21 protein-coding genes are annotated in these 20740 nt (G+C 40.0%); 5 read left to right on the top strand and 16 right to left on the bottom strand.

From position 1 onward, the window contains the following. Positions 1 to 75 precede the first annotated feature (75 nt). The 6 genes from ACH8E3_RS13220 to ACH8E3_RS13195 all read right to left on the bottom strand — a co-directional run bounded on the left by ACH8E3_RS13220 (position 76) and on the right by ACH8E3_RS13195 (position 4401). Entirely contained in the window at positions 76 to 1104 is a 1029-nt protein-coding gene (locus ACH8E3_RS13220) for a Gfo/Idh/MocA family protein (protein WP_458633110.1), read from the bottom strand. Positions 1105 to 1151: 47 nt separating this feature from the next. After that, positions 1152 to 1778 carry an SGNH/GDSL hydrolase family protein gene (locus tag ACH8E3_RS13215; protein ID WP_458633109.1) on the bottom strand — a complete coding sequence of 209 codons (627 nt, stop codon included), beginning with the start codon at positions 1776 to 1778 and terminating at the stop codon, positions 1152 to 1154. 163 nt (positions 1779 to 1941) lie between these two features. Then, entirely contained in the window at positions 1942 to 2205 is a 264-nt protein-coding gene (locus ACH8E3_RS13210; protein ID WP_458633108.1) for a hypothetical protein, read from the bottom strand. Continuing rightward, positions 2198 to 3226 (bottom strand): TIR domain-containing protein, encoded by a 1029-nt coding sequence (locus ACH8E3_RS13205; protein WP_458633107.1) that lies wholly within the window; start codon positions 3224 to 3226, stop codon positions 2198 to 2200. The genes ACH8E3_RS13210 and ACH8E3_RS13205 overlap by 8 nt, the downstream gene beginning before the upstream one ends. Before the next feature lie 93 nt (positions 3227 to 3319). After that, positions 3320 to 4006 (bottom strand): LrgB family protein, encoded by a 687-nt coding sequence (locus ACH8E3_RS13200; RefSeq protein ID WP_458633106.1) that lies wholly within the window; start codon positions 4004 to 4006, stop codon positions 3320 to 3322. Continuing rightward, positions 4003 to 4401 carry a CidA/LrgA family protein gene (locus ACH8E3_RS13195; RefSeq protein WP_458633105.1) on the bottom strand — a complete coding sequence of 133 codons (399 nt, stop codon included), beginning with the start codon at positions 4399 to 4401 and terminating at the stop codon, positions 4003 to 4005. Before ACH8E3_RS13195 ends, ACH8E3_RS13200 begins: the two co-directional genes overlap by 4 nt. A 103-nt stretch (positions 4402 to 4504) precedes the next feature. Here ACH8E3_RS13195 and thiD point away from each other — a divergent pair, with 103 nt between their 5' ends. After that, positions 4505 to 5317, top strand: a complete 813-nt coding sequence (gene thiD / locus ACH8E3_RS13190) for a bifunctional hydroxymethylpyrimidine kinase/phosphomethylpyrimidine kinase (RefSeq protein ID WP_458633104.1) — start codon at positions 4505 to 4507, stop codon at positions 5315 to 5317. A 101-nt stretch (positions 5318 to 5418) separates the two neighbouring features. Here the strand turns inward: thiD and ACH8E3_RS13185 are convergent, their stop codons facing one another. The 6 genes from ACH8E3_RS13185 to ACH8E3_RS13160 all read right to left on the bottom strand — a co-directional run bounded on the left by ACH8E3_RS13185 (position 5419) and on the right by ACH8E3_RS13160 (position 12482). Then, complete coding sequence (locus tag ACH8E3_RS13185; protein ID WP_458633103.1) at positions 5419 to 6129, bottom strand: hypothetical protein; 711 nt, start codon at positions 6127 to 6129, stop codon at positions 5419 to 5421. Then, on the bottom strand, positions 6126 to 7118 hold the full coding sequence (locus tag ACH8E3_RS13180) for an SPFH domain-containing protein (protein ID WP_458633102.1): 993 nt from the start codon (positions 7116 to 7118) through the stop codon (positions 6126 to 6128). The genes ACH8E3_RS13185 and ACH8E3_RS13180 overlap by 4 nt, the downstream gene beginning before the upstream one ends. A gap of 18 nt (positions 7119 to 7136) precedes the next feature. Then, positions 7137 to 7916, bottom strand: a complete 780-nt coding sequence (locus tag ACH8E3_RS13175; RefSeq protein ID WP_458633101.1) for a TPM domain-containing protein — start codon at positions 7914 to 7916, stop codon at positions 7137 to 7139. A gap of 2 nt (positions 7917 to 7918) precedes the next feature. Next, positions 7919 to 8950: a TFIIB-type zinc ribbon-containing protein gene (locus ACH8E3_RS13170; protein ID WP_458633100.1), complete on the bottom strand. Its 1032-nt coding sequence runs from the start codon at positions 8948 to 8950 to the stop codon at positions 7919 to 7921. A 34-nt stretch (positions 8951 to 8984) separates the two neighbouring features. Further along, positions 8985 to 9608 (bottom strand): PspA/IM30 family protein, encoded by a 624-nt coding sequence (locus ACH8E3_RS13165; RefSeq protein ID WP_458633099.1) that lies wholly within the window; start codon positions 9606 to 9608, stop codon positions 8985 to 8987. A gap of 306 nt (positions 9609 to 9914) precedes the next feature. After that, positions 9915 to 12482: an adenosylcobalamin-dependent ribonucleoside-diphosphate reductase gene (locus ACH8E3_RS13160; protein ID WP_458633098.1), complete on the bottom strand. Its 2568-nt coding sequence runs from the start codon at positions 12480 to 12482 to the stop codon at positions 9915 to 9917. A 272-nt stretch (positions 12483 to 12754) separates the two neighbouring features. On the opposite strand from ACH8E3_RS13160, the gene ACH8E3_RS13155 reads away from it, so the two are divergent. From ACH8E3_RS13155 to ACH8E3_RS13145, 3 genes are all read left to right on the top strand, one after another. Continuing rightward, positions 12755 to 14512 (top strand): DEAD/DEAH box helicase, encoded by a 1758-nt coding sequence (locus tag ACH8E3_RS13155; RefSeq protein ID WP_458633097.1) that lies wholly within the window; start codon positions 12755 to 12757, stop codon positions 14510 to 14512. Between the two features lies 1 nt (position 14513). Continuing rightward, positions 14514 to 15449 (top strand): YqhG family protein, encoded by a 936-nt coding sequence (locus ACH8E3_RS13150; protein WP_458633096.1) that lies wholly within the window; start codon positions 14514 to 14516, stop codon positions 15447 to 15449. A 137-nt stretch (positions 15450 to 15586) separates the two neighbouring features. Continuing rightward, positions 15587 to 16543 (top strand): hypothetical protein, encoded by a 957-nt coding sequence (locus tag ACH8E3_RS13145; RefSeq protein ID WP_458633095.1) that lies wholly within the window; start codon positions 15587 to 15589, stop codon positions 16541 to 16543. Between the two features lies 1 nt (position 16544). Here the strand turns inward: ACH8E3_RS13145 and ACH8E3_RS13140 are convergent, their stop codons facing one another. From ACH8E3_RS13140 to hflK, 3 genes are all read right to left on the bottom strand, one after another. Continuing rightward, entirely contained in the window at positions 16545 to 16754 is a 210-nt protein-coding gene (locus tag ACH8E3_RS13140) for a YqzE family protein (protein ID WP_458633094.1), read from the bottom strand. A gap of 148 nt (positions 16755 to 16902) precedes the next feature. Then, on the bottom strand, positions 16903 to 17766 hold the full coding sequence (gene hflC, locus ACH8E3_RS13135) for a protease modulator HflC (RefSeq protein WP_458633093.1): 864 nt from the start codon (positions 17764 to 17766) through the stop codon (positions 16903 to 16905). Beyond that, positions 17763 to 18815: an FtsH protease activity modulator HflK gene (gene hflK, locus ACH8E3_RS13130; RefSeq protein WP_458633092.1), complete on the bottom strand. Its 1053-nt coding sequence runs from the start codon at positions 18813 to 18815 to the stop codon at positions 17763 to 17765. The genes hflC and hflK overlap by 4 nt, the downstream gene beginning before the upstream one ends. A gap of 178 nt (positions 18816 to 18993) precedes the next feature. On the opposite strand from hflK, the gene ACH8E3_RS13125 reads away from it, so the two are divergent. After that, positions 18994 to 19707 carry an N-acetylmuramoyl-L-alanine amidase family protein gene (locus ACH8E3_RS13125; RefSeq protein WP_458633091.1) on the top strand — a complete coding sequence of 238 codons (714 nt, stop codon included), beginning with the start codon at positions 18994 to 18996 and terminating at the stop codon, positions 19705 to 19707. On the opposite strand, the gene ACH8E3_RS13120 is transcribed toward ACH8E3_RS13125, so the two are convergent. After that, positions 19685 to 20524: a divergent polysaccharide deacetylase family protein gene (locus ACH8E3_RS13120; RefSeq protein ID WP_458633090.1), complete on the bottom strand. Its 840-nt coding sequence runs from the start codon at positions 20522 to 20524 to the stop codon at positions 19685 to 19687. The genes ACH8E3_RS13125 and ACH8E3_RS13120 overlap by 23 nt on opposite strands. Between the last annotated feature and the right edge of the window lie 216 nt (positions 20525 to 20740).

Below are 20740 nucleotides of genomic sequence, written 5' to 3'. Positions count from 1 at the left end.
ATCCATCACATAACTCGATGGATCCTTGTGCTCGTAACGATATTATAGTTCTACTCGTACTAAATGATAGATGAATTACATATAAATTCTTTTATTTTCTTTACCCGATTGGTAAATTCCCGCAATCATCTTCTGTGTTTTTAACGCTTCCTTACCATCAATGTAAAGGCTTGCACCATTCTTCAGGGAATTGTAGTAATCAGAGATTTGCTTCAGGTGACTAACCCCCCAGTACATCTTCACACCTTCACCGTAATCAATCTCTTCATTCGGATTCTTATCTCTTGTGATTTCTGTGCCATCGTTATAGATAAGAGTAGCCTTTTCGCCAACCATTTTGGCAATACCATTCTCACAGTGAATCTCAATTTCTACTGGAGCATCATAGCTGTAGTAATTGATCGCATAGAATCCGCCAAAAATACCACTTTTGAACTTCACTACACCTTCAACACTGTCTTCCACTTCTATAATTTCATGTGCACGGTTACCAATCTGAGCATCTACATACTCTACTTCCTCGCCAACGAACCAACGCATTAAGTCCATCGTATGAATCGCTTGGTCAATCAGTACGCCGCCACCTTCTTTTTCCCAAGTTCCTTTCCAGTCGCTCTTACTATAATATTCGTCAGAACGATCCCATGTTACAGAACACTTTGCACCAAGCACACGGCCAAGACTACCATCTACAATAGCATCTTTAATCAACTGTGATCCTGGATTGTAACGATTTTGGAAGATGACTCCCAATGTAACACCGTTAACTTCACATACATCCACCATATTTTGTCCATCTTCTGTTGTAATGCTCATAGGCTTCTCTGTAAGGATGTGTTTACCTTTACTCGCAACATAAGCAGTCATAGGTGCGTGTAAGTAGTGTGGTGTACAAATATGAACGACATCAATTTCTTCATGCTCTAACATTTCTTCATAACTTGTATACGGTTTACAATTAAATTTCTCAGCTGCTTCCTTAGCACGGTCTTCCTTGTTATCACATACTGCAACTAGTTCAGCAACTTCAGATAATTGAATTGAAATGGCATGCATTGGGAATATATTCCCACAACCAATAATAGCTACTTTGAATTTACCCATGAAATAGATCTCTCCTTAGTAATCGATATTATTCCGAATTCGAACTATTACCCTTGGACTGTATCCAACCATGCCTTTGCAATGAGAGAATGACCTGCTGGCGATGGATGTAATCCATCTGATGCCCAATAGGCTAGACCACTCTGTGTACTTGCTGCCGTAAATAGCCCGTCGAGTGGGACATAAAGTGTCTGGAACTCGCGTGCTAAATCACGAATAGCTTGAATCTTAGGATCTAAATCTTCTCTCCATAACTTACGATCGTCAGGTATTGGTAAGAGAAATGGCTCCACTAGAATAAGTTTAGCATCGGTATGTTCTTGAGTTCTTTCAATTAAGCTTCGATAGCCTGCGTAGAACTCCTCTAGTGTTGTTTCTTCTTGATGATTGTAGCGAAACCCTACATCATTAACGCCTACATAGATAGATACCCATGCCGGATTTATCCGCAGACAGTCTTCTTCCCATCTACGCTGTAGATCAATTACTCGATTACCGCTAATACCACGATTTATAAAATTCGTGTTCTTCTGTGGGTATTTACGTCCCCATTCTGCAGCTGCAAGAAATGCATAGCCAGTTCCTAAGCTACTATTATTCGCATAATCCCTGCCACAATCTGTAATACTATCCCCTATAAAAAGAATAGTCTCATTATCATTAATCGAAATCATTCAAGTGCCAACTCCTTCGCTTAAATTTATATACCTGAATATCAACTCTATTCTACTACAACAATACAATCTATTAAAGATGTCTCAGTACATGATAAAAAGAAAAACAAGGCCCTGTATTGCTACAAGCACCCTGTTCAGTAAATGATGACACATTATACAATTATGCAAACGATGGTTTATGTTCATAAACCGTCCCACTAAGAACTTTAACATACTCTTTATCGCTTCCTTCAACAGAAGGTCCAACAAACAATACTTTACCTTGGTTGCGAATCATATCTGTCTTCAATCGTTTGCTTCTAGACGATGTTCTTCCTCTTGATACAGCTCTCTTCTTAGAAATATGTGTCTCATTGTTCACTACCCAAGGCCCTTTGTTGGTTAAATGAAGTTGCGATTGCTGAGCTTTGTCGTTGTTATTCATTTGATTTCCCTCCAACTAAGTGCCTTATGGTACGAAGTAATTCATCATTATAGGATACAATGTCCTCAAGATTATTCTCCGATATCATTTTAACACCCGAAATATGCACTGATAGAACATGTTCCATACCTAAAGGATAACATAAGACATAAACGTCCTCAATCTCCTTGCGTTTGAAGAAGGTCCACTTACCACTATTATATACATCTAGGACATAAATAGATTGTGACTTTTCATTCGTATCTTTAGCATTAAATGGATAGAATTTACCCCTTCCAACATTTCCACCCACCTGTCGAATTCCATCAGAGCCAATGGACTGCCAAAAGGCAACACCCGTTACCCGACAATTTATCGGAGGTATGAAAGAATTACGAACAGCTTCACTTAATGCATGGTATTTCTCAACTTCTGCGACGGTCACATTGCGATTAAACTCCCAGAAGAATTGAAGAATACTCTGCTTTTTTTGTAATTCTTCCTCCTTCTGTTTGAGTAGAACTAGTGGATCCAAATAATACTTCTCGCGATCAATAATATCTAACATCTTCATGCAAGCTGTAGTAACCGCTGCTTCATAATTATTATCATTACGGCATTCATATTCCAAAATCGTTAAACCTGAAAGGTCGGAGAGCAAATGAAACTTCGTTACATCAACCCCAGTAACCAAATCGTCTCTATGAGATACTTCCTGAGGAAGAATACAGAAAACTCGATTTCGCCTTAGTTTACCCCAAAACAAACCCATTTCAAAGATCGTATTATCTCGCGTAATAAAGACATATTTGCCACGCATAAGAACAACATCATCCGGAGAAAACACAAAAATTCCGTAATCACTTTGATCAAGAATACGTTCCAGTGATTCCATCGTATATTCATTCACACCAAAGGTTCCTGCAAACCAAGGTGTCACTTGCACAGATCTACCAATCTGAGATTGAATTGCACTAGCGTATTTAATAGATTCCCTTGCTGATCCAATAAATAAATTCGGCTTTATATTTAGGTTAGACAATGGCAGGTCTCCTCTTTTGAAAAATTGAAAAACCAATACCACCAATTATACATTATTACCATTTTTTAGTGAAGCATATTTCATATTCAATCATTAGTGATACACAATCCATACGACGACAGGCGCAACGAATGAACCTGCTATGGCACATACCGTCATGGCTACCGAGCTCATCGAGACAGACTCTTCTCCATACTCTAAAGCTTTAGCGGTACCAAGCGCATGGGAAGCCGTTCCAAGTCCGATCCCAATACCAACGGCATCTTTCACTCTGAACATTCTTAATATATAAGGTCCCCCAATGGCACCTGTAAATCCAGCAATCATAACAAATACGGATGTTAAAGAATAATCTCCACCTAAGTTATGTGATATTTGAATCGCCACAGGTGTCGTTATTGATTTAGGTAACAAAGACAGTATATATAATTTAGAGAACCCTAATAGAATAGCTAAGAATATCCCACTAAACATGCCAACTAATAGACCTGTAAGTGTTCCCCCTAGAATAGCAAATAGATTACGACGAAGCACATGCCGTTGCTTATATAAAGGATACGCCAGTGAGACGACAGCTGGTCCAAGAAGTTGATTAATCCATTGACCACCGATCATATACGTTTCATAAGGAATTCGAAAATATAGTAGTAAGAGTACAACAGCAACGGTTGCTGTTAGAGCAGGCATAAGTACAGGGAGATGAAATCGTCTATAAATCATAGACATGATGATGTAAATACTTACTGTGATCAACACGATAACGATTGCAGTTATACTCATCCTATTTCTTCTCCCTTCTCATGATTATCATTCATTCTTGTACCACTCCATCTTGCCAACCACTGACTAGCATGTGCTGCCGCTCCAATGGTTAACACCGAACTTACAATAAGAACTGCTATTAACAGAAGACCTTTCCCATTAAAAATATCCATATGATTTACAATACCAGCAGTGGCCGGAATAAAGAATAATGGAAGAAACTTCAGAATGGTATTCGATCCCAATTCAATCCAACTCACAGGAATAACCTTACACAATAGTAGACCAAAGAGAAGAAGTAACCCGACAATACTTCCTGGTATGGGTAAATGTAATAACTTTTGTATGTAGTCTCCAGCCATATAAAATAAGTATAATAAACCGACCTGGCTAATCATTATAATGATCTTCATGTTGGACAAATTCCTTTCAATTATGAATGTTTCTAAAATGTTTGTTATAATCAATTACAATCACATATTTTGAATCTAGATATAGCAAAAGGGGACGTTTCAATTGTCGAAAATAGTAAAAACATTAACAGTCGCTGGAAGTGATTCTAGTGGAGGCGCCGGCATTCAAGCAGATCTCAAAACATTTGAAGAGTATGGCACCTTTGGATTCAGTGCATTAACGACCATTGTAACCATGGACCCCGACAAAGATTGGCATCATCAGGTCTATCCTATTGATGCACCACTTGTGGCTGAACAGCTAAAGACCGTGTTCTCGGGTGGCCCTGTAGATGCCATGAAGACAGGTATGTTAGGAAGTGTAGACATTGTTCGCGTCGTCGAGCAGACGATCCTAGCTAATCGTCAGACCAATGTTGTCATTGATCCTGTCATGGTATGTAAAGGTGAAGATGAAGTTCTGAATCCACAGAGTGCAAATGCGATTCGTGATCTACTACTACCATTAGCAACGGTAACTACGCCTAACCTTTTCGAGGCAGGTGTGTTGTCTGGTCTAGGCAAATTAACTACCATTGAGGACATGAAGGAAGCTGCACGTCTTATTCATCAACTTGGTAGCCGTAATGTTGTTGTTAAAGGTGGTAAAGCGCTTAGTGGAAATTTGGCTATTGATGTGTTTTTTAATGGAACTGACTATACGATTTTTGAAGCTGTGAAAATTGAACCCGCTTATAACCACGGAGCTGGCTGTACCTTTGCGGCTGCAATCACCGGTGGTCTTGCAAATGGAATGCCTGTAGATAAAGCCGTAGCAAAAGCCAAAGAATTTGTCTCAGCAGCCATTCGTAATGGGTTCGCATTCAATGACTATGTAGGCCCAGTCTTTCATGGTGGTTATCGTTTAGGGAATTAAAGAGCAACCACATATTCTATTGCAAACAATAACAGTTCAGAAGGTGATTATCCACCTCTGAACTGTTATTGTTTGTTTTATGTGATTCATTTAGTCATAGTTTATGCCTTTGTATTCTTTCTTCTCCTTACAACAGCGACGACAACCAATATGGCAACTATCAATATTGAAATGGCTAGAATAATAATATTCTTAACATTGGGTGCATAGATCTGCACTTGTATTGGTTGTGGATCTGCTAATGATATATGCCAGGTTAATGTATTTCCATCTTGGAGATTAGCATTATGATCCCCGTACACATCCATAGGTAAGGTCAATGAGAAATCAAAAGCAAGTTGTCTAATAATAAGTTTGCTTAACGTTTGGGATACATTTAAAGATTGAAGACCTTGCAAGATCTGAGAATCATATTCTGTTGATTGAAGTTGTGCAGAAATATCGTATTTCGTATACAACAACTTATGCGTTTCGTTCAGATCAATCTGGATTGGCTTGATATTCGTATCTGTAGCCATTTCTCTTATCTCTCGATAGGAGGCATACGTTTTCAACAGTTGATACGTCGTTTTCTCATCCGATTGCTTTTTACTTATTTCAACACCGACTTCACTTTTCATGTTGGCAATAGCTTGATCTAACGACTTACCTACCATTCTTTCAATGCGGGCATCCATTTCTAGATTTATAGATACGTCTATGCTCCCATCCTTATTCACCTTGATCCCTGCTGCACCTTTAGCACAGCCTGAGAGGATTGTAATGAGTAGGATAAGCGCAATTAAAGCAGACCCAGATTTCTTCAAATTCACAGTTTCTGACCACAATTCGGACAGAAATTCGCCCCTTCGGTTTTCGACCCGCAATTCGGACAGAAATTGGGTTTCGTTGCGTTCTCCGAAGAAGATGATGTAGGAGTGGATGGTTGGTTTCCAGATGGCGATGGTTGACTTGGAGTCTGATTGATATTCTTCATCATTTCATTCGCCATGTTCATGCCCATCATCATTCCTGCCATATCTGAAGCAGCACCCCCACCTTGGACTTTCCCTGAGGAAATACCATCCGTCATGCTTACCTGTTGATACTTCTGTAGATTTCCAATCATTTCATGTGAAGCGCTCTTCGTAATCATATCTTGAATTTCTTTAGGATAATTAAAGCTCATTACCTGAAATCCAGTAATCGTCATCCCATTGTCCATAATCTGCATATCTAAATCTTCCTGAATACCTTTGGCAATATCCGAAGCGTTCGCCTGCAAGTTAAACATGTCCTTGCCTTCTCTGCTGATCCACTTCATTAATAATTGATCCAAAACAGAAGTAATTCGTATTTTGATATCCTCAACGAGATAACTATTTCTTATTCCCGCAATCTTATCAATCAGCGTCACATAATCATTTACTTTGAAGTTAAATGTACCGTTCGCACGTATAGGCATACCACCCGGAAGTTGCGATGTTGGAATCATGATTGGATTCTGGGTACCCCATTTGACGGTGAATTCCTTCGTGTTCACGAATAAGACTTCTACCCGCATGCCACTGTTAAACCCAAATTTAAAGCCTTTTAAGGTAGAAAGGAATGGGACGATGTCTGAATCAATGTTGAATTCTCCTTCATCCTCAAATACACCCTCGATCTTGCCATTATTTATAAAGATGGCATCTTGCCCTGAACGAATGATTAACTTACTTCCTTTTTTAATTTCTCGATTGCTCCACTTCCAAAAAATCATATCATCTCTAAACTCTTCCCATTCCACTACATTAGCAAATTGATTTTTAAAGAATCCCATTGTATATCATCCCTTCTCTTAAAATGATCCCCTACTGCCGCTATGCGAATGACCACCACCTGTAGTTCCTCCGCCACCACCTGAACCACTGCCATTGTTCTTTTCGATCTTGCGTCTCGTTGTTGTTGTTCGAAGATACTGATCTCGATGGTCCAATATTCCTGAAGTACTAGCATCCTCATAGGTCTGCCGATTCACCGTAACTTGACCACCCGAACGATAAGCCATCAACCCAACGACGATTCCCCCGAGTCCCAGAGAAACAGCCAATTGGAACCAGAGCTTAAACAAGATGTTGTCCGGATTCACCCCCGGGCTATACCCCATATATTTGTGAGCGGTTTGAGTATACGTGTGAAAAGCAAGATCATAATCACCACTTGTTAGTGAAGGTGTAATCTTATCCCTAATCTTATCCAGTCGTCTGTCATCGAGGTATTCCTTGCCTTTATAGAAACCAGCCAAATAAATATCTCGATTTCTCATATCCATTGTTAGAATTACGGCATTTCCATGACGCTTATCATACCCAGGTGCTTGTTCATCGTAGAAATCCTGAGTCATTTTCATAACATCTATATTGTCGTCGTTATTAGATGTATAGATGATTATATCCGTTTCTCTTTCGGCTCCCAATTCATTAGCCAATAGATTCAGCTCGTCAGATTCTTCCTTAGTCAGAAGCCCAGCCTCATCAAATATCAATGTTTTTATTTCAGGTGCAGCCATCGTTGTAGGTACGGGAATCGCTAGAGATATGCCCAAGATAATAAGGATGGCTAGGACCATTCTATTCATTCTCACCATAATCCTCCCCCCATCATCAAAGATATCAACTTCAGTGAAATGAAGGAGATACCCGCAACACCTGCGAACCACGTTGCCACTTTGGATTTACTGATTGGTGGCTTACCAACCACTTTGCCTGTCTGCCCATTCATCGCAAACGTATACTGCGACTTATTATAGTCATAGTGAACCACCCATACGGGAAGCAGAACATATTGCGCATCTTTCAATGTCGTATCAATCTGCTTGTTTGTGAAACTCATCGTAGTATATCCCGAAGTCGCCGACTGAATATATGAATTAATGAATCCAGCAATCTTATCTTTTGCACGCGGATAAAGATCCTCGTCGTTATAACTATATTTCTCTGCAATGTATCCTGCAAGATAAGGTGTTTTGAATTCTTTTAGCTGATCGTATGGAAATGGTTCTAATTTATCCATCAGTTCATCATTCATTTTCTCTGCCGCATCAATCGGTACCTTTACATAATTGAGTCGCATGTTCCTGTATACATCGAAGTGCTGTGTCTCCGTAATCTGATAGTCTCCGCTCGTATAACTTCGCACCTTTGTACCCTGACCATGAACTTCCACTTTATTATGTAATTCATATAGCCAAAAAGGTACATATAATCCGGTTATTCCTTGGACTCGATCCGCAGTCATGAAGCCATTTGGCGTTAAGCGACCATTCTTACACCATTTGCGAAAAGCGGTCATGGCTTCGTCCTTACTGATCGAGAATGGTATTACCTTCGCGGGTGCCAATGTACCTGTCAAGCGATCACCTAGGACAACAGCTGATCCACAAAAGTGACAGACCGTTGCCGTTGTTTCAGGTTCTGTTATAACTACTGCTCCACAGCTAGTACAATGATATTCCTTCACCTCATCCTCAGAGAATACATTTGTAGTCAAAGGATCTTGCAGTTGTTCAATATTATCTTGTCTCCCACAACTATGGCACGATAACATGCTCGTCTCACTATCAAAGACCATTCCACTACCGCAATTTGGACATTTGTATTCAATAACTGGCATTTATTCACCTCGATAACTAGGAATCTGTCATTCCTTATTCTCTGCTACCCTTCTCTAACTGTGCGATGAGTTCATCTAGGTCATCTTTCGGTTCTGCTCTTAACTCAGCTAGAGCCATAGCCTCATCGTATGCTAGATTCACCTTATCCTCCGCAGCATCAAGCAGTGATGTCCCCGCACCATCGGTATAGCTATTTTCGTTTAATTTCTGTTGTGCTTTTGTTGCAGCTATTTTACCTTTTAGGTTGGCACGGCGTTCCTCAAGTTGACTTACATCCGTCAACATTTTATCACGCATTTGTTTCATTTTTACTGCATTGTCCATGATGGAGTCATAATTAGCCTGCAATTGGTTCTCTTTCTCCATTTGGATCATCTTACGATCAAGAAACTTCCGTGCATCGTCATCATCTCCAGATTGTACAGACTTCTCCGCGTATTTCTGAAGTTTTCTAATCTCTGCCTGACATTCATCCAGTACTCGCTTCGCTCTTCTCTCATCCGATAGCACAGAAGCAGTCTCTGCTCTGATCTTACCCAAATCACTATTCAAATTACGCATATAATCATCAATCATCTTCTCTGGATCTTGTGCCTTATCCAATAAAGCATTCACATTACTTGCCATAACATCTTTAAATCTTACCAAGATTCCCATGATGAACCTCCTTAACAAGAGTTACATTATATATATAATACACCAATCAAGGCGAATTGGTTTCATTTCACGGGAGAATAACCAGATAAAGTGCATATAAGACCATTACTTCCATTCAAAAATCCTTGATCACCAATCATTCATACGACGGGATTACGCCTTTTTCGTTGAAGATTAGGGTTGGTTCAACTTGTAGTACTCTCCTTGCTACACAAAGAATCCCGATTCAGAATTTCTGTCTCGGGATTCTTTGTAGTTAAACATATCATTTATTCTGTATATATATTTAATTACAGTCTGTCTGTCCTACGAACACTTACTATATCCACAGTTACTGCAGGTCTTACATCCTTCAACATTAATCAGTGCAGCGGAACCGCAACTTGGACATAGGTCACGAGAAGATGGATTCATGCTGTGATGGTGATTGTTGCCGCCATCCGTTGATTCCATTTCACTTGTTACTGCTACAGATGCGGGAACGTGATCTTCTTCATGGTGTACATGAGATTCTAATGCTTTGGCCACTGCATCTGCGATCGATTCTACACGGTTTACACCAAACCCAATCGCACCGGATCCACCAATTCCTTTTAGATGCTTGATAAGAAGTTCGACCTTCTGCCCATGATCCCCGTACCGTAGGAATAAGGAACATACACGGCCCAATGCTTCAGCCATAGCGAATACATCTGATCCTGCTTTACCAACATTTAAGAAGATTTCGCTAGGGATACCATTTAGATCATTGATCGTGATATAGGCCATACCAAATGGTGTATTCACTTTATATGTCGCACCACGAAGAACTTGTGGACGTCTCTTATACTTATTGTCAACGACTTTCGTACCGTTAGATTCTGAATCATCTAGAGCAACCATTAATTCAGCAACAGGCGCTTCTTCTACAACTACTGGCGACTCACTATTTGTAGAGTCCTTCTTCTCCGTATTGAGCACTTGGACATCACGGCTACCATCACGATAGATGGTTACCCCTTTACATCCTAGGTCGAATGCTAGTTCATACAATTCTGCCGTCTCTTCAACTGTAAAGTCAGAAGGACAGTTGGCTGTCTTCGATATGGAACTATCTACCCAACGTTGAATGGCTGCTTGTACATATATATGTTCTTTCGCAGACAGATCCATGGATGTTACGAAGTAATCAGGTAAATTCTCACCCGGATGAGCTTCGAGCCATTCTTGTGCAATCGGTACGAATTGCTCGTCATACCCTAGACGACTTTGACGATAATATTTGAATGCGAAATAAGGTTCAATTCCCGTGGATGTTCCAACCATCGTGCCCGTACTACCCGTTGGTGCTTGGGTAATGACGGTGACATTACGCATTCCTTTTTCTTGTATCGCTTGTCCAACTTCTGGGAACACATCCGTCATGTTACGCATGAATCCACTTTGTAAGTATTTCTCAGCATCAAATGCGATGAATGAACCTTTCTCACCTGCAATGTCCGCTGATGCTAGATAAGATTCACGAGCAATGAAGCCAAATATTTTATCAAGGAATTCTAGTGATTCTGGACTACCATAACGAATATTCAGTTTAATCATGAGTTCAGCAAGTCCCATAGTACCGAGTCCCACTCGGCGTTCATTCTTCTGATTCGCCTCGTTCTCATCGAAATGATACGGTGTCTTGTTAATGACATTATCTAAGAATCTAACGGAATAACGAGTAGTTGTGGCTAATTCATCCCAATTCACATCATGATTCTGCTCATCATAGAACTTAGACAAATTAATCGCTGATAGATTACATACTCCCCAAGCCGGTAATCCTTGTTCACCACAAGGGTTCGTACATATAATTGGATTGAAATACCAGCTATTCGACATGTCGTTATAACGTTCCATGAATACGATACCCGGTTCAGCAGATTTCCATGCTGCTTCGGTAATCGTATTCCAGATCTCACGTGCTTTCACCGTACGATAAGGAATTACTTTACGCCCCGCTTGCTTCCATTTGTCTAGATCGCCATCCCATACTTCATTGTAATCAGGTGTGGTTGTATCTGGAAATACCAATTCCCAATCTAAATCTTCTTTGACAGCCTTCATAAATCCATTACTCACACACACGGATAGATTGGCATTCGTAACTTGACCCATCGTCTGTTTCACGGTAATGAATTCCAATATGTCAGGATGCCAATCATTCATCATTAACATAAGGGCACCACGTCTGCTTCCGCCCTGTTCAATTAATCCTGTTGTATAGCTAAATAATCCTCCCCATGACACAGCACCACTAGACGAACCATTCACACCTTTAACGATCGATCTTTTGGGACGCAAAGAGGATAAGTTAATTCCCACACCACCACCACGAGCCATAATCTCTGTCATTTCCGAGAGGGTATTCATAATTCCACCACGACTATCTTTAGGAGAAGGGATAACATAACAGTTAAACAACGTCAGTTCCTCACTTGCACCAGCGCCAGCTGCAATCCGTCCACCAGGCACAAGCTTCCAATCATCTAATAGGTAACGGAACTTTCCCTTCCACTCTTCTTGAAGCTCAGGCGTTTCTTCCACAGATGACATCGCGTTCGCTAATCGATCCCACATCTCTTCAGGTGTTTTTTCAATATTTAAAGTCAGCTTCTCCACATCAGATTGCACTAACTCGCCACTGCGAGTCTTCACCGTCACCGTTGCACCTTCGCGAGCCATAATCTCACCCACTTCTTTGGTAGGAAATTTGGGATCATCCTTCGTTAGAACAAGGACAACATCTCCTACCTTCGCTTTATTCGTATCAGCGTCTTTCCACGCATATCGATCCAGAAATATCTTCTCACTTAAGCCTTCCAAACGGCTTGTATGCTGTAATTCATTCACTACAATAACCTCCTAATGATGATAATTCATAATCTGAAATCCAAGATTCCACTTCTATTTTCCACAATATATTGTACTTACGACATTATACTACACTACATATTGTAAGACTATGCCAAATTCGTGAAATTTGATGTAAATATTTATTTCAACGAACCACCTTTGTATTTCTATATATATCTATTTCTTTCATCATAAGTTATGAACTAGCCTACTTCAGTGCATACTACACGTTACAGTCCATTCTATTCATTCTAAAAGGGAGGGTAATCATGGATATGCAGAGCACTCATCCTCACATCATGACAACTCAAGATTTACCTGTTCCACTGCTTATGGATAATCGTTGGCTTGAAGAACTAGAGAATCGCATGGATAAAGGTGGGCCTTGGGGAGACTGGCGATTGTTCCAATTAGCCATGCAAGGTGAAGAATCTAGATTAGTAACCAGTTTCGATCAGTTACAATGTCTCCAATACATTCAGAATCTGGTCCCTCTACCTCATCAAATTGATACAGCTCGTAAAGTATTATTCAACATGTCTGGCCGAGCTATTCTTGCTGATGAAGTTGGTCTTGGTAAGACCATTGAAGCTGGACTTATTCTAAAAGAATATATGATTCGAGGTTTAGTGTCGAAGGTTCTTATTCTTGTTCCTGCATCCTTAGTTCTACAATGGGTGCGTGAATTGAACAGCAAATTCGGAATACCAGCCATAGCCCAGAAGAAATCTTATTCTTGGGAATCAAATATCGTTGTAGCCTCAATGGATACGGCTAAGAGAGAACCACATAAGGACATTCTATTAAATCAAGAATATGACATGCTCATTATAGATGAAGCACATAAACTTAAGAATAAGAAAACAACGAATTACCAGTTCATTCAGAAGATTAGAAAGAAGTATTGCTTACTGCTCACAGCAACCCCCGTTCAGAACGATCTTGGAGAATTATTTAATTTGATTACTTTATTGAAGCCCGGACAATTAGGTAAACAAGGTGAATTCTCTAGCAATTATGTGGTCGACAAGCGCATTGCTAAGAATGAAGACATGTTGAAAGAAGAGCTTGCTAAAGTCATGATCCGTAATCGTAGAGGTGAAAGTCCTTCCAATTTCACGACGAGAACCGTTCGCAATATCAATCTTGAGCTTTCTTCTGATGAGCAAGCTTTATATGACGGCGTGACCTCCTATGTGAAAGACCAGTATCATGCTGCTGGCGGTAACTTAAGCAGTATGCTGTCGCTAGTGACACTTCAACGCGAAGTGTGTAGTAGTCGAGATGCTGTGTTTATCACGTTAGTGAATATGACGAAGAAACTACCAGAGGACTCCCCTCTTCGCGCTAAGATCTGGGACCTCGTCTATATGATCAAAGAGATAAAGTCTAATACTAAGGCTGAGAAAACGATTGAACTCATCCGCGACATGAATGAAAAAGTCATTGTATTTACAGAATATCGTGCTACACAAGAGTATCTATTACAGTATTTCCGCGCACATGGACTGAATTGTGTTCCTTATCGAGGGGGCATGAATCGAGGTAAGAAAGATTGGATGATGGATTTATTCCGAGGTCGGGCACAAGTCATGATCGCTACGGAAGCAGGTGGTGAAGGAATCAACCTCCAATTCTGCCATCATATGATTAACTTTGATCTACCATGGAACCCTATGCGTGTAGAGCAACGGATTGGAAGAATACACCGATTAGGTCAACTTAATGATGTGAAAATATATAATTTAGCAACGACAGGAACGATTGAAGAACATATATTAAGTCTGCTCCATGAGAAAATTAATATGTTCGAATCTGTTATTGGAGGACTTGATGTTATACTTGAACGTTTTGAGAAAAAGGAATCTCTTGAGAAAAGCCTCTATAAAATCGTATTAGAATCCCAATCCGATGAGGAAATTCGCCAAAAATTCAGCTCTCTTGGTCAAACATTAGATGATGTGAAGCGACAGGTTGAGGATGAATCCGTTCGTTCTGTAAATGACTTAAGAAGGGAAGAAGCATGACATGAAGATGTCTTCCGAACAAGTACAACAGCATATGATGACTTATTTAGAGGCAACCGAATGTCAAATTATTGAGAAATCGCCCTATCATGTCACCGTAAAGCTCTCGCCCGAAGCTGATAAACAACTTACCAATCGGCCGTATTATTGGGGATTCGTTGAACGAACAGGTGTAGACCCAGAGACATTATCTTATACCTTTGTATTTGACCCGGAGAACTACAATATACCCGATGTTAAACCTGTACCTATAAATAATGGAACTGGACAAGATAGTATATTATCTCGCTATTTCGACGTTTCACCAACGATGCCACGCATCGGTCCTGGACGAATTCTTCGTGAAGATGTTCCTTATGGAAGTCAAAGACTACAACAAATCTGGGATGTGGCTAGACGTGAAGGATCATCGGTCTATCTATTTGAACATCCTGGGAATATGCAGCGACGAGCTCTATTCTCCGCTGCATATGAACCTTGGTTAGCTGTCTGTTTCAAAGTTGAAATGACTTGTGATGTAAAGAGAGAACAGCTTCATTTCATGGGAATATCTATGTTAAGTGGCACAATATCACAAGACTTCCGTCAACAATTAGCGAATAAGACACTAAGTCCAAGACTTCCTGAGAATGTCCACATTAATCCTGCCGAACTATCCATACGTGAAGCTGCGGAAAAGTTACAATCTAATCTGATATCCTCCTTAGGTGAACTTGATTATCAATGGGCGGATCAGGCACAGGAACGTCTAAAGGATGAACTTATGATTATCGATTCCTATTATGAACATATGATGAATGATACGGATGAAGAGAAGAACAATGCCATTCAAGTGCAATATGAAGCTAGACGTAGCGAAATGGCTTGGCAGTATGAGCCCAAAGTTAAGATATCTGCCATAACATGCGGTCTATTTCACCTTCGACCTATGCAATAGGTAAGTATGACTCCCATCGCTAAAAGAGGGCAAAAAAAGACCCTCTTTTTCTTTTTAACTACTGACAGTTTCTAACACCCTTTTTACAGCTTGTCCTATACACTGGTGTAAGCTCCCATTCAAGAAAGGTGGATTATATGAAATCTATGCCGAAAATTCCCACACTTAAATTCATGATCGGACTGTTCAGCTTGGTCATGTTGATATCTCTGAACCAACCCTCAACCTCGATATTTGCTGACAATAGATCTACCGTTCACACTTCTATTCCGGCACCATTAGCGTTACAATCCTACACAAAGATGATTGTCCAAGAACTATCTGAACAACCTATATTTACGTCTTGGAAGAAATCCACACTCGAATACTTTCCTTTAGGACCTGGTACACATAGCTGGCTTGTTACGGTAACCATGGATCAAGAAGAGATTGGCTATCTAATCTTCACAGCCGAAGATCAAAAGTCAACAAAATATGTTCTTAGTGAATATGGGCTTAGTCCTTCCTTACCTTATCAATCGTCCGCATTAAGTGAGTTTTTAGAAGATCCAGCATTCATATCGACAAATCCCAAATATCTATACCCTACTAGCATTCAGTCACTCTATTCACCCATGCTTCCCATATGGAGATTATCATTTGGGGAGCAGACCACATTGTATCTAAATGCCATAACGATGGATGTTCTTCCATGGGATGATACGCATTGGAATCAACTTAAATCACAATCGTCTACACTACAACCAAAGCAATTTTTAATAAAAGAAAAAGCATTCATATCTAAGTCTGGTGTATCTCAACAAAAGCAAAGAGACCCAATGGCTAATCTCCAATGGATCACACAACCTCGTCTAGCCTTGTTCTCGGATCAAGAGGTCGTCTCTTATATCCATAAGCATAAACCATTGATATTCTCAGCACCATATCACAATGATGATTTGGGTGCGCCATTTATATTATCGGGCTTTCATAAATGGACTGCCAATCTAGACCCCCAACAACATATCTATTATGTCGATACTGGATCTATCGGGCACCGATATCTTCCTTTAACCCTTTTGAGAAGCAAAGGACAATTCCACTCGCTCCCTTAGTCTACTGCGAATCTTTCAAGACTTTCTGAATAGACTTTTTCGATGATGTAAGTGTATTCTTCCCCCATAGCGTCACACCAATAGGAATCATACCGAACCATTTCATGGACCAAGGTTCTTTTTGCTTAATCTTCCGCTCTTCCTTGGGTGTTTCGATATATGTTACTACTTGCTCCGTGATGTATTTCACTAATTTCAATTCGTCTCCCATCACTACGCAACTCCTTTACATTATAGTCAAGTGAATCGTTAAATCACTTCACTACTAGGTTGTGCATAATGTATCTATATTAAACTTCAATTGAAGTTAAAAGACCGTATTCCATCCGATATCTCGGTATGAATACGGTCTATTCTAATTATTTACCTAATAATATTTGGGCATAAGGTGAATCGATAGGTAGCATAATGACGGGTTCATTCTTTAATGTTGTAACGTAACTCTGTAATGTTCGATAGAAATTATAGAACTTTGGATCTTTACCATAGGCAAGGTTATAGATTTTGGCCGCTTCTCCTTCACCCTCCGCAATGATCTTCTTCGCGTCGGCCTGTGCTTGGGCAAGCAATTCTGTAGATGTACGGTCTGCTTTTGACGTGATTTTTCTTGATTGTTCATCACCTTCAGATAAATATCGTGCTGCAATGGACTGACGATCTGAAATCATCCGATTATATACACTTTGTTTATTCTCCTCTGGCAAATCTGTACGCTTGATGCGAACATCGATAATCTCAATCCCATAATCATCTCTTGTTAAAGCAGCAATCACATCTTTCGTGATCTCATCATTGATATTACCACGTTCCGTATTCTCACTAATAATATTCTCATAGTTCACTTCGGATAGCTTACGACGAACAGAGTTATAGACTGCCTCATCTATTCGTTGAACACCACCACTAACAGATTGAACGGTTCTCAAGAACTTCGATGCGTTATTAATACGCCATACGGTGTAGTTATCAACGACAATCGGCTTCTGATCCTTCGTTAATATCGTCGTTGGAGAACTATCGTAAGTCATTTGATACTTCGGGAGTGTTGATACATTCTCAACAAAAGGTAATTTGAATTTCAATCCCGGTTCGGGCACCGCTCGAACGGCTTCTCCGAATCGAAGAACGATTTTATATTCTCCTTCCTTTACGACATACATCGATCCTGATGCTAGAATAATTAGAAGAAGTGCAGAAACAATTAATATCCATTTATTCTTCATGGTGTATCTCCTCCTTGTGGAACAGTTGGAGCTTGTGGACTGGTTGTCGTCGCAGAACTATTAGCCCCATTACGCATAAGCTCGTTAAGTGGTAAGTAATTCACCGTATCACTGTTAGAATTCGTAATAAAGATTTGAGCATTAGGCATAATCTTCTCTAACGTCTCAATAATCAATCGACTCTCTGTAACCGATGAACTATTCTTATACTCCGCAAATATAGCATTGAATTGCGCGACGTCTCCTTCTGCATTTAGAATTCTAGACTTTTTCTCGCCCTCTGCATTCTCGATTAGTGCTTGAGCCTCTCCTCGTGCTTTTGGAATGAGATCATTCTCGTACTTCGCTGCATTGTTAATCTTCGTACTCTTCTCTTCTCGTGCATTGGTTACTTCACGGAAAGCTTCAGCAACCTGACCACTTGGCGGTTCTATATCTTGGAATTTAATATCGATAATTTGAATGCCAGTATTATACTTACTCTGTAATTCCACCAATTTCTCTCTTACTTTATCTTGAATAACCGTCTTACCATCCGTTATCGCATAATCTAATTTCTCAGAGCCGATGACTGCTCGAATCGAAGAACTTGCCGCATTACGTAAAAACAGCTCAGGATCATCAATATTAAATAAATAATCTCGAATATTGCTTATTTTCCATTGTACAACAGCGTCCGCAGATACAATATTCTCATCACCTGTAATCATCATTGCTTCATCTTCCACTTCTATCGATTTACCATCCTCTTGCCGATACCCGATATGAATGCGTTGTGTCAATTCCGCAGGAACAGTGATCACTTGCTGAATAGGATATGGCCATTTGAAATGTAATCCTGCTGATGTCTCCGTCGTATACTTACCAAATGTTAGAATGGCTGCACGCTCTTGCTCTTGTACCGTATAGTACGAAGATGATCCTACGAATAGAATGATGAGTGCAGCACCAACACCAATCACTAATTTTTTAATGGTTGCCGGCTTAATATCTGGCATCTTGGGACTATGATTTCCATTCTGGTTCTGATCTTGATTCGTGAAACTCAATATCATCTCTCCCCTTCTAGACAATTGGTATCTATAGGGAGTAGTACGTAACTGGTAGTCATTGGTTGCTTATTTCTGCAAAATAACATTTTTATGAATTTTCTATCATCAATTGCACATTCTAACTTTTAGATACTTTGACATGATCATCACACAATTTGGGAGGTACTTCACAATAATGATTAAAACAACCAAAAAACGTTCTCAATGGATTGTGTTTATCATGATCGTTTCCGTTCTATTATTTAGCTCATTGTTCAACACTAACCTATTATATGCAGACCCTGATGACCCTTTAAACATTCCATTTTCAAGTAAAGTCATTCTGATAGATGCAGGTCATGGCGGAATTGACGGTGGGACATCCTTTCAGGATATTTTAGAGAAGGACATCAATCTCATCATTGCAAAAAAAGTGTTCTTACTCCTTCGTAGTAAGGGATATAATGCTGTGCTGAATCGTTCCGGGGATTATGCACTTAGCGATGATAATCACTGGCTGCATCATTCTTCACGTCATATTCGTGATTTGGCTCAGCGGAAAGAGTTAAGCCGATCCATTCCAACTCAGATCGTCGTTAGCCTCCATGTGAATTGGGGCAAGAAAACCGATAAGAGAGGGCCGCTTGTGTTATTCCAGGATGAGGGCAGAAGCTACCTTCTTGCAAATATGATTCAACAACATTTGAACCCGCTATATGCCACTCACCAACAGCCTGTACATGGTAAACCTTATTATATTCTTAACTACGTCAAAGACCCTGCCGTTATTGTTGAAATGGGTTTCTTAAGTAATGCTGAGGACAGAGTCATGCTCTGTAACGCACGTAAACAACTTTTTATTGCAGAGGCTATTGTTGATGGTATTATCAGTTATTTAATGGTGCAATAGAGGAAGGCCCCCAGCCCCATACTTCTTTCACTAGATCACTTATACCTACGAATTCCACATTATTCTTCATTTGTGGAATTCGAGTTCTAAGTACTTTAGCAGTGATGTCACCATTTGAACTAACGTGACCAATAGTTACACAATACTGATGTTCTTTTCCCCATGATTCGACAGCTTGTAATTGCTTGTTAATATGACTGTTGGTATGAATATCATCTAAGAATAAATGATTTACTACAGGTGGCATGCCCATCTGTCTTGCAAGTTTACCAACAATTGAACGATAATTGGTACTGCTATCAACATAGAATAATCCTCTCTCTAGACAGACCTGCATCACAACAGACATAATTCTTTCATCACCAGTTATTAGTGAACCCATGTGATTATTCATTCCAATGGCATACGGAATGTCATCGATCGCAGCATTCACCCGTTTACGAACCTCTGTATCGCTAAGTTCTGATGTAATAGCTCCTGGACCGAGCCAGCTAGCCTTGCCATGCTTGGGCTGCATTGGCATATGAACAATCACATCGAAGCCCTTCTGATGTGCTAATTCTGCATCCCGCCGACTTGTCGGTAGAAATGGCATGATAGCTATTGTTAATTTAATGGGCATATTGAAGATCTCTTCTGTTCCATTTTGTCCATTACCGAAATCATCAATGATTATAGCTACCTTCGGCTTACTTTGATTTTGTACAGCACCCTCACCCTCTGCTTTTGCACTTCCAATGTTTATAACCAAGCTTAAGCCAAGACAAATAATTACCCAATTACAATTTTGAACAATCCGACAACTGATAAGACACATTAAGTTCACCCCTTCTTATTTCTGCTATCATTGTTTGAATAAGGAAGCTTAATTATGTATCAAGAACTAAAAATGGTGTATTTCTACTTATGGGGCTGTCCCATAAGTAGATTATCTACAAGCGATGATGGATTCTCTTCATTCTCAAAACAATAAAAGTCAAAAGAGCAGCGATTCTCCTGTTATTGGAGGATCGCTGTTCTGCGTTTTTGATCA

It is taken from the genome of Paenibacillus sp. CMAA1364 (assembly GCF_054373195.1).
This window is presented reverse-complemented; position numbering and strand designations above follow the sequence as displayed.

Bases quoted from the DNA above. Each gene is read 5' to 3' on its own strand.
- ACH8E3_RS13155 (WP_458633097.1), top strand. From the start codon at position 12,755: ATGGATATGCAGAGCACTCATCCTCACATCATGACAACTCAAGATTTA.
- ACH8E3_RS13165 (WP_458633099.1), bottom strand. From the start codon at position 9,608: ATGGGAATCTTGGTAAGATTTAAAGATGTTATGGCAAGTAATGTGAAT.
- ACH8E3_RS13215 (WP_458633109.1), bottom strand. From the start codon at position 1,778: ATGATTTCGATTAATGATAATGAGACTATTCTTTTTATAGGGGATAGT.
- ACH8E3_RS13140 (WP_458633094.1), bottom strand. From the start codon at position 16,754: ATGGGAGACGAATTGAAATTAGTGAAATACATCACGGAGCAAGTAGTA.
- ACH8E3_RS13200 (WP_458633106.1), bottom strand. From the start codon at position 4,006: ATGAGTATAACTGCAATCGTTATCGTGTTGATCACAGTAAGTATTTAC.
- ACH8E3_RS13195 (WP_458633105.1), bottom strand. From the start codon at position 4,401: ATGAAGATCATTATAATGATTAGCCAGGTCGGTTTATTATACTTATTT.
- ACH8E3_RS13180 (WP_458633102.1), bottom strand. From the start codon at position 7,118: ATGGGATTCTTTAAAAATCAATTTGCTAATGTAGTGGAATGGGAAGAG.
- ACH8E3_RS13175 (WP_458633101.1), bottom strand. From the start codon at position 7,916: ATGAATAGAATGGTCCTAGCCATCCTTATTATCTTGGGCATATCTCTA.
- ACH8E3_RS13120 (WP_458633090.1), bottom strand. From the start codon at position 20,524: ATGTGTCTTATCAGTTGTCGGATTGTTCAAAATTGTAATTGGGTAATT.
- ACH8E3_RS13220 (WP_458633110.1), bottom strand. From the start codon at position 1,104: ATGGGTAAATTCAAAGTAGCTATTATTGGTTGTGGGAATATATTCCCA.
- hflC (WP_458633093.1), bottom strand. From the start codon at position 17,766: ATGAAGAATAAATGGATATTAATTGTTTCTGCACTTCTTCTAATTATT.
- ACH8E3_RS13170 (WP_458633100.1), bottom strand. From the start codon at position 8,950: ATGCCAGTTATTGAATACAAATGTCCAAATTGCGGTAGTGGAATGGTC.
- ACH8E3_RS13145 (WP_458633095.1), top strand. From the start codon at position 15,587: ATGAAATCTATGCCGAAAATTCCCACACTTAAATTCATGATCGGACTG.
- ACH8E3_RS13150 (WP_458633096.1), top strand. From the start codon at position 14,514: ATGAAGATGTCTTCCGAACAAGTACAACAGCATATGATGACTTATTTA.
- ACH8E3_RS13210 (WP_458633108.1), bottom strand. From the start codon at position 2,205: ATGAATAACAACGACAAAGCTCAGCAATCGCAACTTCATTTAACCAAC.
- ACH8E3_RS13125 (WP_458633091.1), top strand. From the start codon at position 18,994: ATGATTAAAACAACCAAAAAACGTTCTCAATGGATTGTGTTTATCATG.